Source organism: Sulfuricella sp., from assembly GCF_035531155.1.
Lineage (GTDB): Bacteria > Pseudomonadota > Gammaproteobacteria > Burkholderiales > Sulfuricellaceae > Sulfuricella.
Genome location: NZ_DATKTK010000008.1, coordinates 33,546 through 47,648, shown reverse-complemented (window position 1 = coordinate 47,648; position 14,103 = coordinate 33,546). Strand labels below are relative to the sequence as shown.

The following is a 14,103-nucleotide window of genomic DNA, read 5'->3' as shown; positions in this document are numbered from 1 at the left end:
AAGAACGACAAACTCGCACCTCAGGCTTAATTTTAATCGTAAATAAGTTAATGACTAGAATAATTCAGTCACGTTGAATTTCCGGGATGTAGGTCAGGCTTCAGCCTGACAAGTCGGGTTAAAACCCGACCTACAATGGCGGCATTCATGTTGACTGACTAAACTACATAGTCCATTCAATTTTACGGCAGCCAGTTAGCGCAGCGGTTTGTCTCCCCGTGTGAAAAGAGCGCGGGAGAATATAACAAATGAAACGCATGTTGTTTAATGCAACGCAAGCCGAAGAGTTGCGCGTTGCTATTGTGGACGGTCAAAAGCTCGTTGACCTCGACATTGAATCAGCCGGGAAAGAGCAACGTAAAAGCAATATCTACAAGGGTGTTATCACCCGCATCGAGCCCAGTCTCGAAGCCGCCTTCGTGGATTACGGAACCGAACGTCATGGCTTTCTGCCCTTCAAGGAAGTTTCCCGTGTTAATTTCCTGCTTCCGGAAGGCGCGGACATTTCCCGCGCCCGCATCCAGGATGTCCTGAAAGAAGGCCAGGAACTCATCGTCCAGGTGGAGAAGGACGAACGCGGCAACAAAGGCGCTGCGCTCACCACCTTTATCAGCCTCGCTGGCCGTTATCTGGTACTGATGCCAAACAACCCGCGCGGCGGCGGTGTGTCCCGCCGTATCGAAGGTGAAGAGCGTAACGAGTTGCGCGACATCATGGCGCAGCTGGATGTTCCCACCGGCATGAGCATCATCGCGCGCACTGCAGGTATCGGACGCACGCAAGAAGAGCTGCAGTGGGATCTGAACTACCTGATGCAGTTATGGCGCGCGATCGAAAGCGCCTCCCAACAGCAAAGCGGCGCCTTCCTCATCTACCAGGAAGGCAGCCTGGTCATTCGCGCCATCCGCGATCTGTTCCAGCCCGACATTGGCGAAATCCTGATCGACACTGAAGCGATCTACGACCAGGCCATACAGTTCATGAGCCACGTCATGCCCGGCAATGTGAACAAGGTAAAACTGTACCGGGATGACGTGCCCCTGTTCTCGCGTTTCCAGATCGAGCATCAGATCGAAACCGCTTTTGCCCGGGAAGTCCCCCTACCCTCTGGCGGCGCCATCGTCATCGACCATACCGAAGCACTGGTGTCGGTGGACGTCAACTCGGCCCGTGCCACCCGTGGTGCGGACATTGAGCAGACCGCATTCAACACCAACCTTGAAGCCGCCGAGGAAGTGGCGCGCCAATTGCGCCTGCGCGACTTGGGCGGCCTGGTGGTGATCGATTTTATCGACATGGAAAGCGCCCGCAACCAGCGTGAAGTTGAAAATCGCTTGCGTGACGGCCTGCATTACGACCGGGCTCGTGTCCAGATGGGCAAGATCTCCCGCTTTGGCCTGCTGGAACTGTCTCGCCAGCGCCTGCAGCCCTCCCTCGGTGAAACCAGCCACATCGGCTGCCCGCGCTGCAATGGCACTGGTCACATCCGCGGCATCGAGTCTTCCGCTTTGCATATCCTGAGGATTTTGCAGGAAGAAGCCATGAAGGACAGCACGACCGCAGTTCATGCCCAGGTTCCTGTGGACGTAGCCACCTTCCTGCTGAATGAAAAACGTGCGGAAATTCACGAAATCGAATCGCGATTCAAAACCAGCATCATGCTGATCCCGAACATCCACATGGAAACACCGAATTATTCCATGGTCAGGGTGCGAAGCGATGAAATGGGTAGCGAGGAAACACCCAGCTACCGCATGGTGGAAATGCCGGCCGAAACCGCCGCAGAAAAAACCCTGTCCGCGGAAAACAAGCCGCAACGCCAAATCGCCGCGGTGCGCGGCATCACACCCGGGCAGCCGGCACCGATGGTGGCCGAGGACAAAACTAAGCAAACCTGGTTTGGTAAGGTTAAGGCATGGCTGCAAGGCTTAGGTGGCGCTCAGCCGGAAAAAGAGATCAAGCCCAAGGCACGCCCAGCGCCAAGCGCCAAGCGCCGTGAACCGCGTAGTGAAGGTCGTGGCGAAGGCCGCGAAGGCAAGCGTGACCGGGATGCGGAGCGAGGTGAACCTCGCCGCACCGAACGCGGAGAAGGTCGTGGCGGACAAAAGCCGCGCACACCCGCTCAGCCGCAAGTAAAGAGGGAAAAGGAGGCTATCGCCCCTCAGGCGACTGCCCCGGCAACAGCTGAGAAGACGGGAGAAACCGAAGCCCAGGAGCCCAGGAGCCGACGCGGACGCCGCGGCGGGCGGCGTGAGCGAGGGGAACGCACAGAGCGTCCGGAAGCGCCACTCAATCTTCCTGAAAGCACTGAAGTTTCAAGCGAGAAAGCGCCTGAAGCTGCTGCTCCAGAGATGGCAAGCACGAGAGTCGAAAAAGTAGAAGCCACACCTGAGAAAGTGACCGAAACCTCTCAGCCCGTTGTCGTTCAGGAGCCTGCTGCGGTTTCAGTAGCGCCTACCGAGCCATCCAAACTGATTGAAGCGGAGCCCGTTTCTGCCGCACCAGCCGACATAGCGCCAGCAGCTGTTACCCCAGCCGACGTCGCGCCAGCTGTTGCTCCGGCCGAAAGCAGGCCGCGTGCCCCGCGTCGCCGCGCCCCACAAGCCGCGCCGGATGATCAAATCGCTTCCAGCGGATTGGTCCTGGTGGAAACCAGCCCCGATAAAATCAAGGCGGTTGTGGAAGACACCGTAGCCAACGCACCGGAACGGGCACGGCCGCGCCGTGCGCCACGCCCCAAAATCGTGGAAGAAAGCGCTCCGCTGGTCCAAGTCGAAACGCAGCACAAGTAAACTCGCTCTCGCACCCACCGGGAAGCTGCCTACACGTAGCTTCCCGGTGGATCGTGCAATCTCGCGTCAACCCTTTGCGATCTTTCTTGCCAGAATTTCTTCCAGCAAGCCGGAGGCAGCATCCTCTACCATATTCAGAACGTTCTCAAACCCCTGCCCCCCCCCATAGTAAGGGTCGGGCACTTCGCGTTGGCTGAATCCCCGGCTGAACTCCATGAATAACTTGAGTTTGTGTTGCTCCTGCGGCGGGCAAATTTGGAACAGATTGGCCAGGTTTTCTCTATCCATTGCCAGAATATAATCGAATTCGTGAAAATCACTGGTGCCAACCTGCCTCCCGCGCAGGCTGCTCAGGTCATAACCCCGTTGCAGCGCGGCTTGCTGAGCTCTTCTGTCGGGCGACGAGCCGATGTGGTAAGCATGGGTACCTGCCGAGTCGATAATGATATTGTCGGTCTGACCCGCCTCAGAGACTTGATGGCGAAACACCCCTTCTGCGGTCGGAGAGCGGCAGATATTGCCCATGCAGACAAATAGAACTTTTCTTTTTCTGTAATTCATCATGAAATTATATAAATAAAACACGTTAGAACACACGCAACAATAAAAACCCGCGCGACCATATTTAGCCGCCGGGCTTGCTACTTTACTTCATTAATCAAAGTAGTTGTGCTGTTTTATTAACTCCAATTCTTTCTGAAATCGGATTAGCGCATCGCGTAGGTAATGCAATTAGCCTCGTTGTGTACGATTCCGACACGGATATTGTCTGTCACACACTCAAGGTCTTCATTGAATTTGCAACTGGTCGCTTTACACGCGCCGATCCCGGCAATCCGTTTGGACTCCTTGATGTGCTTGGATTCCGGCATGAAGGTATCGCAACCGGGGTGCATGCCATCGCCGACGGTGATAGCGCGGGCATGGCAGTTATTGCTGACGTTATAAGCGCATTGAGTAACCATGCATTCCGAAACAAGCGGCATTTCAATGGTAATTTTGTTCATGACAAATTTTCCTTTCATCTACTATGAGTACTGGAAAAACTCGAGGTCGACCTGAATTAGGTGATCCGATGATATCTGCGGGATGTCCAATTGGCAGTCATTACCTCAAGAATGGCATCTTGATCAATGACGCCATTTCACCGGTTCTGCGTTGCGTTTTTTTAGCAACTCAGGGTTTTAAAGTTAGCAATTAGGTTTGATCTTTCAATAGGGAATATCACCAAAATAGTTGACTAATTAACTACACTATTTATATACTATACAATTAGATTTATTGAATGATTAGGAGAAAACAATGGCAACCGAAATGCTCAATGCTGGCGAAACAGCAAATATCCGTACTCTGCTTCAAGCTGGCGCTGACTGCAATACACGTAACGCCGAGGGTGCCACTTTGCTGATGCAGGTTGCAGAAATTGGCAACCTTGATCTGGTAACAAATCTGATCGAGGCTGGTGCCGATGTAAACGCGACCAACCCTCAAGGCTGGACCGCACTGATGAAAGCGCTGTACAACCACGAGCTTAACCGTGGCTTTCCCGAAATCGTTAGCGCATTGATCGACGCCGGAGCTGACATCGAAACCCAGATTGGCTACGGCACTCGACCGTTGATGCTTGCTGCAGGCTACGGAGAAGCTGGTGTCGTTGACGTCCTGTTGAAGGCGGGTGCGGATGTCCGTGCCAAGAACGAAGGGGGCCGCACAGCGCTGATGATGGCGAAGGACAAGGACTACGTCGAAGTCATCAACCAGTTGCATGAAGCCGAACTGGAACTCAACGATGATCTGTCCTGCGGTTCACGCACGCCGCCTGGCGCCAATGTAGTCACTTTCATGAAAAATCCGGACCATTGATCATTCAACCACAGCCAAAAGCTTTGGCAATGGTTATGTTTTGAACATCAGCGCCTTGATCTGATTCAACTTGTCGCGTAGCTGCGTGGCACGTTCGAACTCAAGATTCCGGGCGCAGGCCAGCATTTCTTTTTCCAGCTGCTTGATTTCCTTGGTCAGCTTCTTCTCGTCCAGGTGCTTGTAGGCAGCAAGCTCCTGGGCGACTTTAAGCTCCTTCTGGGCGGTGTCGATATCGAACACGCCATCGATGATGTCCTTGATACGCTTGGTGACCCCTTTCGGCGTGATACCGTGAGCGATATTGTGGGCAACCTGCTTTGCCCGGCGGCGCTCAGTCTCATCGATTGCACGGCGCATGGAATTGGTGATTTTGTCGCCATAGAGAATCGCGGTGCCATTGATGTGGCGTGCCGCCCGTCCGATGGTCTGGATTAGGGCGCGCTCGGAACGGAGGAAACCTTCCTTGTCGGCGTCCAGAATTGCCACCAATGATACCTCTGGAATATCAAGACCTTCTCGCAACAAGTTAATTCCAATTAGTACATCGAACACCCCCAGTCGCAGGTCGCGGATGATCTCGACCCGTTCCACCGTGTCGATGTCCGAGTGCACGTAACGAACCTTGATTCCATGGTCAGACAGATAGTCAGTCAGATCCTCGGCCATGCGCTTGGTCAACGTGGTGACCAGCACGCGCTCGCCTACCGCGATCCGGGCATTGAGCTCGGAGAGCAGATCGTCCACTTGGTTGGTTGCCGGACGGACCTCGATCTTCGGATCAACCAACCCGGTTGGCCTCACCACCTGCTCCACCACTTGGCCAGCATGCTGCGCCTCGTAATCAGCGGGCGTAGCGGAAACGAAAATTGACTGCCGCATCACCTTTTCAAACTCGTCGAAGCGCAGGGGCCGGTTATCGAGTGCCGAGGGCAAGCGGAAACCATATCCCACCAGATTTTCCTTGCGCGCCCTGTCCCCCTTGTACATGCCGCCGATCTGTGGAATGGTGACATGGCTTTCGTCGAGGAACATCAGTGCGTTAGGCGGCAGATAGTCGATCAGCGTGGGCGGCGGATCGCCAGGATTCCTGCCGGACAGATGACGCGAGTAGTTCTCGATGCCCTTGCAGAACCCCAGTTCATTGAGCATCTCCAGGTCGAAGCGGGTGCGCTGCTCGATCCGCTGCGCTTCCACCAATTTATGCTCTTTCTGGAAAAACTCGATTCTCTCACGCAGCTCGGCCTTGATCGCCTCAATCGCCCGCAAGGTGGTACTGCGTGGCGTGACGTAGTGACTCGACGGATAAACCGTATAGCGCGGAACCTTGCGCTGAATATGACCGGTCAGCGGGTCGAACAGGGAAATACTCTCGACTTCGTCATCGAACAGACTGACCCGTACTGCTGTTTCTGCACTTTCCGCCGGATAGATATCGAGCACATCACCACGCACACGAAAAGTGCCGCGGCGAAAATCGATCTCGTTGCGATCGTACTGCATCTCGGTGAGTCGCTTGATGGCATCGCGCTGGGACATCGTCTCGCCTTGGCGCAGGTGCAGGATCATGCCGTGGTAGTCCACCGGGTCGCCGATACCGTAAATGCAGGAAACCGAGGCGACGATCACACAGTCCTCACGCTCCAGCAACGATTTGGTGGCGGATAGCCGCATCTGTTCGATGTGCTCGTTGATGCTGGAATCTTTTTCGATGAACAGGTCGCGCGACGGAACATAGGCTTCCGGCTGGTAATAATCGTAATAGGAAACAAAGTACTCCACCGCGTTTTCCGGAAAGAACTCGCGCATCTCGGAATACAATTGCGCCGCCAGGGTCTTGTTGTGCGCCATGACGATGGCCGGCCGCCCAAGGCGGGCGATGACATTGGCCATGGTGAAGGTCTTGCCGGAGCCGGTCACACCGAGCAGGGTCTGAAACGCCAGTCCGTCATTCAGGCCTTCGACCAGCTTTTCGATAGCATTGGGCTGATCCCCGGCGGGCTCGAACGGCTGGTGAAGTTTGTAAGGACTATTGGGAAATGTGACGATCACGGGTAAAATTACGCGGTTTTGGCAACTTTAAATTATATCATGCGGGTACTGGCCCGCATTGCTCTCACTTAAGGATAGAATCTTGGAACTGTCTCAGCGCGTTCAGGCCATCAAGGAATCCCCTACCCTCGCCGTCACCGCCCGTGCCGCCAGGCTCAAGGCCGAAGGCAAGGACATCATCGGGCTGGGCGCCGGCGAACCGGATTTCGACACCCCGCAACACATCAAGGATGCCGCCAAGAAGGCCATCGACGACGGATTCACCAAATACACCCCCGTCGGAGGCATACCCAGCCTGAAAAACGCCATCGTCGCCAAACTCAAGCGCGACAACGACCTGGACTACACCGCCAGGGAAGTCATCGTCGGCGTCGGCGGCAAGCAGTGCATCTTCAACCTGGCTTTGGCCGTCCTGAATCCGGGCGACGAGGTAGTCATCCCGGCTCCCTACTGGGTTTCCTATGTAGACATCGCCATGGTGGCCGAAGCCAAGCCGGTCATCGTCGAATGCGGCATCGAACAGGGCTTCAAGATCACCCCGGCGCAACTGGATGCGGCCATTACGCCCAAAACCAAGATATTCATGATCAACAGCCCGTCCAATCCGACCGGGGCGGTCTACGCGCTGGATGAACTGAAGGCCCTGGGCGAAGTGCTGAAACGCCACCCTCACGTACTGGTGGCCACCGACGACATGTACGAGCATGTCAACCTGTCCGGCGTGAAGTTCGTCAACATCCTCAACGCCACCCCTGAGCTAAAAGACCGCTGTGTCGTGCTAAATGGCGTGTCGAAGGCCTATTCCATGACCGGCTGGCGCATCGGCTACGCTGCCGGCCCGGAAAAAATCATCAAGGCGATGGAAATCCTCCAGTCCCAGTCCACCTCCAACCCCACCTCGATTTCCCAGGTGGCAGCCCAGGCTGCCCTGGATGGCGATCAAGGGTGTATTACCCCGATGGTGAAAGCATTCCGCGAGCGCCATGCATTCGTGGTGCGCCGCTTCAACGAAATGAAGGGACTGAAGTGCATCCACGCTGGCGGCGCCTTCTATGCCTTCCCCGACGCACGAGAGGCCATTGCCGATCTGCATCGCCGCGGTATTATTGCGGAAGCGACCGACATGGCTCTTTCGGAATACCTGCTGGAAAAGGCGGGAGTGGCAGTAGTACCGGGCTCGGCCTTCGGCGCGGAGGGCTACTTCCGCATCTCCTTCGCCACTTCGATGAAAAACCTGGAGATGGCTCTGGAGCGTATCCAGAAGGCACTTGAATAGCCTTGGATTAAACCCGGTACCGAGTTATCGAAGGGCGCCGCGAACGGCGCCCTTCATTTTTTCTTGCCCCCGAACCAGCTTTCCAGCTTATCGGCAGCCTGCACCCCCAAGGATGTCCCTGCCCCGGGGCCGAGAATCGCCGTGCCTACCACGGCGCCGGTTACCGCCGCGCCGGTGGGAAACAGCACCGGGTCCTGCAGCGTGCCGGAGACCCTGAGCGGGACGCTCACCAGGGAAATGCCCTTCTTCACCTCGACATAAACCTTGCCGCCCAGCTGCCTGGAAGGCGAAATATCCACATCCCCGTTGGCATTGAGCACCCCGGAAGAAATGTTCAGCCTGCGCAAGCGGATGTCCTTCCCGGCAAGGCTAAAAATCCCGCTGAATTCGTCGAACTCTGTCTGCCCACCGCGCACTTCCTTGGTCTTGATCGGTTGCGCCGCTCTTGCCAGATCGAAACCGTGCAACACCCCATTGTGGATGGAAAAATCGCCATCAACATTCGGGCTATCCGCAAGCCGGGATGCAGTCCTGGCATTCATTGAAAATCTGGCTTTGGCGTTGAGTTGGCCGCTCACACGGGCTTTGGAATTGAACAGCGGCAACAGGGATTTCAGCGCCACGCGCTGCCCCTTCAGGTCGCCGCTAAACCTCCACCCCGATTTCCAGTTGAGTTCAGCCGCGCCCTTGAGCGTGCCTCCGTAGAGCTTGCCATCGATATCCCTGAGCCGCAGCGCTTCGCTATCGACAGCGCCGGTAATGTTCAGCATGTCGAACTGCAGCGGCGGCCCTACGGGAAAGCGCCATTGCTGAGCGGTGAGCTTTAAATCGAAGTCACTGCCCGACACAGGCGTAGCATCCAGTTTCAGCTTGCCATCATCGCTCGCAAGCAGCACATTCTTCAAGTCACCGTCCGAGTTCAGGTTAACTGCCACACTGAACAAGGGCAACGCCATGCTTGGAGATTCCAGCGTTACGTGATTTAAGCCGATTTTTTCTATTCTTACTGCTTGCGGGCCACCTTCCGATTTGAACCAGACCGGCATCTTTCCCAGCATGTCCGCACGGATGTAAACCGTGTCCAACTCGATATTGCGCAGAATCTTGACCGAGCTAATCAACGAACTCAAATTCGGGCTGACCTTAATCGAAGCTATCCTGACTTCCTGTTGAGCTCCGATGGTGATTCCTTGCAACGCCACATGCGGCAAAGGAACCAGCGAAAAACGCAACGAGCCGATCTTGACCGGCTCGTGCAGTTTTTCCCCAGCCTGCTTTTCGATTTCAGGGATATAGGTATTCAACGGGATGAGAAACGGCAGACCGATTACAGCCAGAAATACAACTAGAATAATAAACAGGCGCTTAGTCCACTTCACAGTATCCACCGTCAAAACCAAGTCATTTACAAGTTGACCGACCAAGGCCAAAGCTTTATTATATGCAGCTTGCTAATTCCCTGATAGCTCAGTCGGTAGAGCGACGGACTGTTAATCCGCAGGTCCCTGGTTCGAGTCCAGGTCGGGGAGCCAGATTAGAAAAGCCTCGCAGCGATGCGGGGCTTTTTCATTTTGTGGCGCTTGCAGCCGAATCATATTGCGATTTCGGATTTTTCGATTTCCTGCTTGATTTTAGTGCAGCGTTCTTTCTTTGCCGCAGCACTGCTTGAATTTCAGACCGCTCCCACATGGACAAGTCTCATTGCGCCCGACTTTCGGCGTTTCCCGCTTGGTGGGTACAGGCTTCATCCTGAAATGCCAATAGTGGTATATATCCGCAACAACCTTGGGAAGTAAGTCAGCACATTCTTGCTGCAATTTCGCATATTCATCATCAGGCAGGTATTCCTTCCCCCTCCTTTCAGATTCTTCCTTAAAAGCGCCGGACAAAAGCAAAAGAGGAAAAGTCAGCTTCTTCAGAGGTTCGTTTCCCGGACTCAACCATTCCTCCGCGGAAAGCCCCCACCCCAGAATGTAGCCCTCGCACCATGTTTGGTAATCAGGCCGCTGGTCAGTGCCCGAGCGGGGTTTCAGGATAAATTCAATCGGCTGATTTCCGCCGAGTTCTGCGGCCATGCCATTATAGAAACGCATCATCAGCGTCATGAACTCCTGAGCCTGCTCCACCGATTCGTGTGCCGGTTCGCTCTTGAACACTTCCGGCATCCATTGGCTCGGCGGGATGGTGTCCGGTGCGCTGATAACGGCGCAAAGAAAGCCCTGTAATTTATCCAGGCTCATGGCCTTGCCATTAAAAATGGGCGAGGCCAGCCATTCTTCCAATCTCGATAGCTCCTGCTTCGATAGCGCATTTGTCAGCATGAATAACCTTTATGTTCTGTTGGATAAGCTTTTTGTTGCGTTTTGACTGAATCAAGGGCTGCACCAATTGCCGGTGCGCGGTGCAATGTTATACCGGAAAACCCTTTCATATCAGGCAAAATCCACTCTCCGGAAGATGTGCCCCCTAGATTTGAGGACATGGACTCCATCCTCAAGCGCGAGTTCATCACCGTTGCAATTTGCGGGTTTCCGCCAGTCAGCCATCTCAAATTTACTCATTTCAGGGTAAAATACTCTTTTTTTCTCAAGTGCGGGTGCACGTACAAGGTAAAGCGCATTATGGACCTGAATCAATTTCTTGGGCTGGGCGACGGTTCTGAAGACCCACAAGAAACCCGCAAACGCCTTCAGCTATACATCAACCTGAAGTTGTCCTCGTCGGGACAGCCTCCCTGCCTGGATGGCGGAAGTGGCGATTTCCTGGCAGTTGCGCACGATCTTCTGAAAAGCTACCGGGAAAAATCCCGCTTGTTGAGCGGTTATCTCTGCCCTCCCGATCAGCGTATCCAGACTTTCCTTGACGATTATCTTGCCGATGCCGCAGATGGCGCTGTACCCCGGCTGCCTGAAAACACGCTGATACTCGATCGCCATGGCGTGGCGAGGGAGCTTTCCCTGCCGGTGAGCAAAAATGAGTTCAAGGGCGATTATGTCAGCAGTTATCGCATCCACAACGGCGTGTTGCACAACCCGGTGAGCGACCGTCGCACGACCAAGGGCTTGTTCCATGTAGCCGAGGGCGGTCTGCCTATCCCCGGCGACAAGAAAGCGGTTCCCAAGGTCACTTTTGCACGCCTGCTGCGTGAGGCATTCACCCCGCCGGAGCATCTGCTGCACTTGCCGTTCACCGCTGGTCAGCCTCAGGAAGCGGCGATGTTCGTTTCGCTGCTGCTGCGCCCGGTAATCTGCCCCGAAATTCCGGGCCGCGAGCCGGAAAAGATCATGGAGATTCGTTTCTTCGCGCCCGGCAGCCTGGTGAGCAATCTGGATTTTGTGGAAAGCATCTTCGGCAATGGCGGCAACCCTGTCCTGGCATCGAACGATGTCGGTTTGGACGTGGATCACTGGTCCGGACACACCGGCTGCGTGATTCTGGCCCCCCACCTGACCCGGTTCACCAAGAAAGAGCTGGGGCTACCCCACCGGGACGCGGCAACGCCTCGCCAACAGGCAGATGGCATGTGCTGGCTCGATGAAAGCGAACTGTACAACGAGGGCTCCGCGTTCAAGATCACCGCGCGCGACGAGCGAGGTGTGATCGTCACCATTCTGGCCGACAATTACTTCGGATACTGCAAGAAAGAGGTCAAGACCCAGATCAGCTATGCCACCAACCTTTTCGGGCTGGCTGAAGAGGAGCATGCGGGCGGTGCCCTGGCGTTCCCACGGCACAACCACGGCGAAGAATTCGGCGTGGACAGCATTACCCGCGTACCGGGTTACAGCTTCGAAGAGATCGTGACCCACTACGGCGACTTGATGACCGTACAGCCGGAAGGCTATGGGATCGACAAGCAGCATCCGGAAGTCATTTACGTGCCACAGGATCTGCGCATGGATCTTCCCGCTCAAACCATCAGCTGGGTGAAGGATGGCGCAGCCCAGACCATCAAGCTGCGTCCGGGCCATATCTACGTACAGCCCAACGGCTACAAGGTCGAGATGCAGAAGCATCCGGGTGCGCCATCATGGCGTTTGGTGGGCACGGATCCGGAAGGCACCTTCTGCCACAAGCCCTGCACCGTGTCGGGCGGAGGAAAGTCGGAGATTTCCAAGTCGCTGAACGATGCGGTGATCTACGGCCCGCTGTTCGTGGCCGATCTGGAGAAGGACCTCATCCAGGTCGAAAAAATCATCAAGAAAGATTACGCCAGCCGCTTCAAGCCGGGATTCGAGCATGAGGACCGGGATCCAGCCCGTTCGTTGCTCAGCGCCGAACGCAGCTTGGGGTCGGTGATCAAAGTGCTCACCCCCTCCCCCTCCCACACCGAAGAATACAACGCCTGGCTGGAAGAAATTCCTGACCGCATTTTAGCGCTGGTATTCATCATCAAGCGCATGTATCGCCCGGAATGGGGCGACGACTGGCGCAACTATCTGTCGACGGATTTCGTTAACGGCCATCCTGGCCATGAACTCAAACTCGGCGAAAGAAAGCTGGTCGGTTCTTATTTACGGATAGGTTTTGCCGAAAACGGGGCGTGGCGCGTGTTCAAGTTACGTCAGGATTTCATCGCTGCCGACAAGGTACAGATGGAGGACGACATCAGCGCCTCGGTTGTCGTTCCCGCTGCATCCCTGCCCAATCTCTCGCCGAAAAGTGACGACCCTTCCGTCAAGCTCGTCCGTAACTGCGAGTATCGCCTGTTCCAGCGTCCGGACGAGGCGGTTCATCGCGGATTCGATCGTCAGACCGAGCTGGACATGGCTCAGCGCGACAATTTTCTGGCGAATTTCGAGCCGCTCCATGGCGATGCATTGACGAAAATTATCGATGACGTGGTGGGGTTCGACTTGTACACCGAGCCCATGCGCAAGATTCTTCGCGAGGCCCATGAAGCCCATGAATATGTGGTGTCCTCCGCACATCCGCGCCTGGTGGACGGCAAGCCGAGCAAGAATCCCCGTTACCTGCAACTGCGGCCCGATCTCGCCAACCCGGTAAGGCGCTACGTGGCAGAAATCGGCGCCAGATTCAACCGCCGGGTTCCTTTGGGCACCCCCGTCATCGAACCCGTTAACGCAGTGCTGGTGGGCCGTCGCAACAACCCGCCGGAACCCGGCATCCGCCCCCTTGCAGTGTACAACCCAATTCACTACCAGGAACTGCCCGAGCTGTTCATGGACTTCATCTGCAGCCTCACCGGCAAATCGCCGTCCACGACCGGTGCAGGCAGCGAAGGTGCGCTTACCAAAGGACCGTTCAACGCCCTCCGGCCCACTGTGGATCTCAACAATACGCTGGTGTCCTTCATCCTTACGGGTTACGCCGGCTATTCCACCGCTGCAGGTTATATCGGCCCGAATCTCCGCATCGATCACGACATCAGTCTGCTCGTGCCGGAAATCTGGTCGCGCCTGAAGCCACAGGAACGGGACCCGCGCTTCCTGATCGAAAACGGCTACATGGAAAAGGTGTCGGATTTCCAGTATCAGGGCCGCCTGATTCAGGCAAGCCGCCTCGGCTATCGCATCACGGAACGCTTCGTACACGGCTTCATGGGCAAAATGTTCGATGCGCCCCGTGCGGTATTCGGTGAGCAAATCCTGCGGCCGGAAACCCAGGATATGGCGGTATTCGTGGATGGCGTGGAAAATATCGTCGAAGCGCAGCAAAACGTGGCCGTCTGCTATCTGGAGGACGGCAGCGTGGAAGATGCCTGCCCGCCGCTCAAGGCCCTGCTCCACATCATGGCCAAGGGTCATTATGAGGGCAAAGACGTGCATGACCCGGCTATCCGGGCCTTGTTTACCCGTGAAGCATTATTCGCTTCGGATTGGTACCAGGAACGACTAAAGACGAAGCAAATACGGGACATCCGTCTTTGGGAACGCCATATCGCCTACCTAGACACCTTCGCCCACCGCACCAGCCACCAGGACCTGGCTGAGCGGCTTGACATCCAGGAACGGCTCGAAGGCGCCAAGACCAAGCTGGAGTGGGTAAAGAGCACGGCATACCTGCAAAGCCTGAGCGGCACTATCGGTGCCGACCCGTTACGTCCGGTGCAGTCAATAGTATAGATTCGTCATTGTGCCGCAACGTACTGGTGGCCACTCC

At 55.7% G+C, this 14,103-nt stretch carries 10 protein-coding genes and 1 tRNA gene; 5 read left to right on the top strand and 6 right to left on the bottom strand.

Annotated elements, in window-relative coordinates; all coding sequences use genetic code 11:
* Positions 1-248: 248 nt before the first annotated feature.
* Positions 249-2,792 carry an Rne/Rng family ribonuclease gene (locus VMV64_RS03095; RefSeq protein WP_325328484.1) on the top strand — a complete coding sequence of 848 codons (2,544 nt, stop codon included), beginning with the start codon at positions 249-251 and terminating at the stop codon, positions 2,790-2,792.
* Positions 2,793-2,858: 66 nt separating this feature from the next.
* On the opposite strand, the gene VMV64_RS03090 is transcribed toward VMV64_RS03095, so the two are convergent.
* Complete coding sequence (locus VMV64_RS03090) at positions 2,859-3,356, bottom strand: low molecular weight protein-tyrosine-phosphatase (protein WP_325328483.1); 498 nt, start codon at positions 3,354-3,356, stop codon at positions 2,859-2,861.
* 143 nt (positions 3,357-3,499) lie between these two features.
* Positions 3,500-3,799, bottom strand: a complete 300-nt coding sequence (locus tag VMV64_RS03085) for a DUF1540 domain-containing protein (RefSeq protein WP_325328482.1) — start codon at positions 3,797-3,799, stop codon at positions 3,500-3,502.
* Between the two features lie 295 nt (positions 3,800-4,094).
* Between VMV64_RS03085 and VMV64_RS03080 the strand changes: the two genes are divergently transcribed.
* Positions 4,095-4,655: an ankyrin repeat domain-containing protein gene (locus tag VMV64_RS03080; RefSeq protein ID WP_325328481.1), complete on the top strand. Its 561-nt coding sequence runs from the start codon at positions 4,095-4,097 to the stop codon at positions 4,653-4,655.
* A 33-nt stretch (positions 4,656-4,688) separates the two neighbouring features.
* Here the strand turns inward: VMV64_RS03080 and uvrB are convergent, their stop codons facing one another.
* Positions 4,689-6,704 (bottom strand): excinuclease ABC subunit UvrB, encoded by a 2,016-nt coding sequence (gene uvrB, locus VMV64_RS03075; protein WP_325328480.1) that lies wholly within the window; start codon positions 6,702-6,704, stop codon positions 4,689-4,691.
* Positions 6,705-6,786: 82 nt separating this feature from the next.
* On the opposite strand from uvrB, the gene VMV64_RS03070 reads away from it, so the two are divergent.
* Positions 6,787-7,980 carry a pyridoxal phosphate-dependent aminotransferase gene (locus VMV64_RS03070; protein ID WP_325328479.1) on the top strand — a complete coding sequence of 398 codons (1,194 nt, stop codon included), beginning with the start codon at positions 6,787-6,789 and terminating at the stop codon, positions 7,978-7,980.
* Positions 7,981-8,033: 53 nt separating this feature from the next.
* Here the strand turns inward: VMV64_RS03070 and VMV64_RS03065 are convergent, their stop codons facing one another.
* Positions 8,034-9,359 (bottom strand): AsmA family protein, encoded by a 1,326-nt coding sequence (locus tag VMV64_RS03065; RefSeq protein WP_325328478.1) that lies wholly within the window; start codon positions 9,357-9,359, stop codon positions 8,034-8,036.
* A 77-nt stretch (positions 9,360-9,436) separates the two neighbouring features.
* Between VMV64_RS03065 and VMV64_RS03060 the strand changes: the two genes are divergently transcribed.
* Positions 9,437-9,512 (top strand) — tRNA-Asn (locus VMV64_RS03060).
* 99 nt (positions 9,513-9,611) lie between these two features.
* Here the strand turns inward: VMV64_RS03060 and VMV64_RS03055 are convergent.
* On the bottom strand, positions 9,612-10,262 hold the full coding sequence (locus VMV64_RS03055) for a UPF0149 family protein (protein ID WP_325328477.1): 651 nt from the start codon (positions 10,260-10,262) through the stop codon (positions 9,612-9,614).
* A 32-nt stretch (positions 10,263-10,294) separates the two neighbouring features.
* Positions 10,295-10,462, bottom strand: coding sequence for a hypothetical protein (locus VMV64_RS03050; RefSeq protein ID WP_325328476.1), 168 nt, complete (start codon positions 10,460-10,462; stop codon positions 10,295-10,297).
* Positions 10,463-10,601: 139 nt separating this feature from the next.
* Here VMV64_RS03050 and VMV64_RS03045 point away from each other — a divergent pair, with 139 nt between their 5' ends.
* Positions 10,602-14,066, top strand: coding sequence for a hypothetical protein (locus VMV64_RS03045; protein ID WP_325328475.1), 3,465 nt, complete (start codon positions 10,602-10,604; stop codon positions 14,064-14,066).
* Positions 14,067-14,103: the final 37 nt, after the last annotated feature.

Coding starts and splice junctions, on each gene's coding strand:
- VMV64_RS03050 (WP_325328476.1), bottom strand. CDS start 10,462: ATGTCCTCAAATCTAGGGGGCACATCTTCCGGAGAGTGGATTTTGCCT.
- VMV64_RS03045 (WP_325328475.1), top strand. CDS start 10,602: ATGGACCTGAATCAATTTCTTGGGCTGGGCGACGGTTCTGAAGACCCA.
- VMV64_RS03080 (WP_325328481.1), top strand. CDS start 4,095: ATGGCAACCGAAATGCTCAATGCTGGCGAAACAGCAAATATCCGTACT.
- VMV64_RS03085 (WP_325328482.1), bottom strand. CDS start 3,799: ATGAACAAAATTACCATTGAAATGCCGCTTGTTTCGGAATGCATGGTT.
- VMV64_RS03095 (WP_325328484.1), top strand. CDS start 249: ATGAAACGCATGTTGTTTAATGCAACGCAAGCCGAAGAGTTGCGCGTT.
- VMV64_RS03090 (WP_325328483.1), bottom strand. CDS start 3,356: ATGATGAATTACAGAAAAAGAAAAGTTCTATTTGTCTGCATGGGCAAT.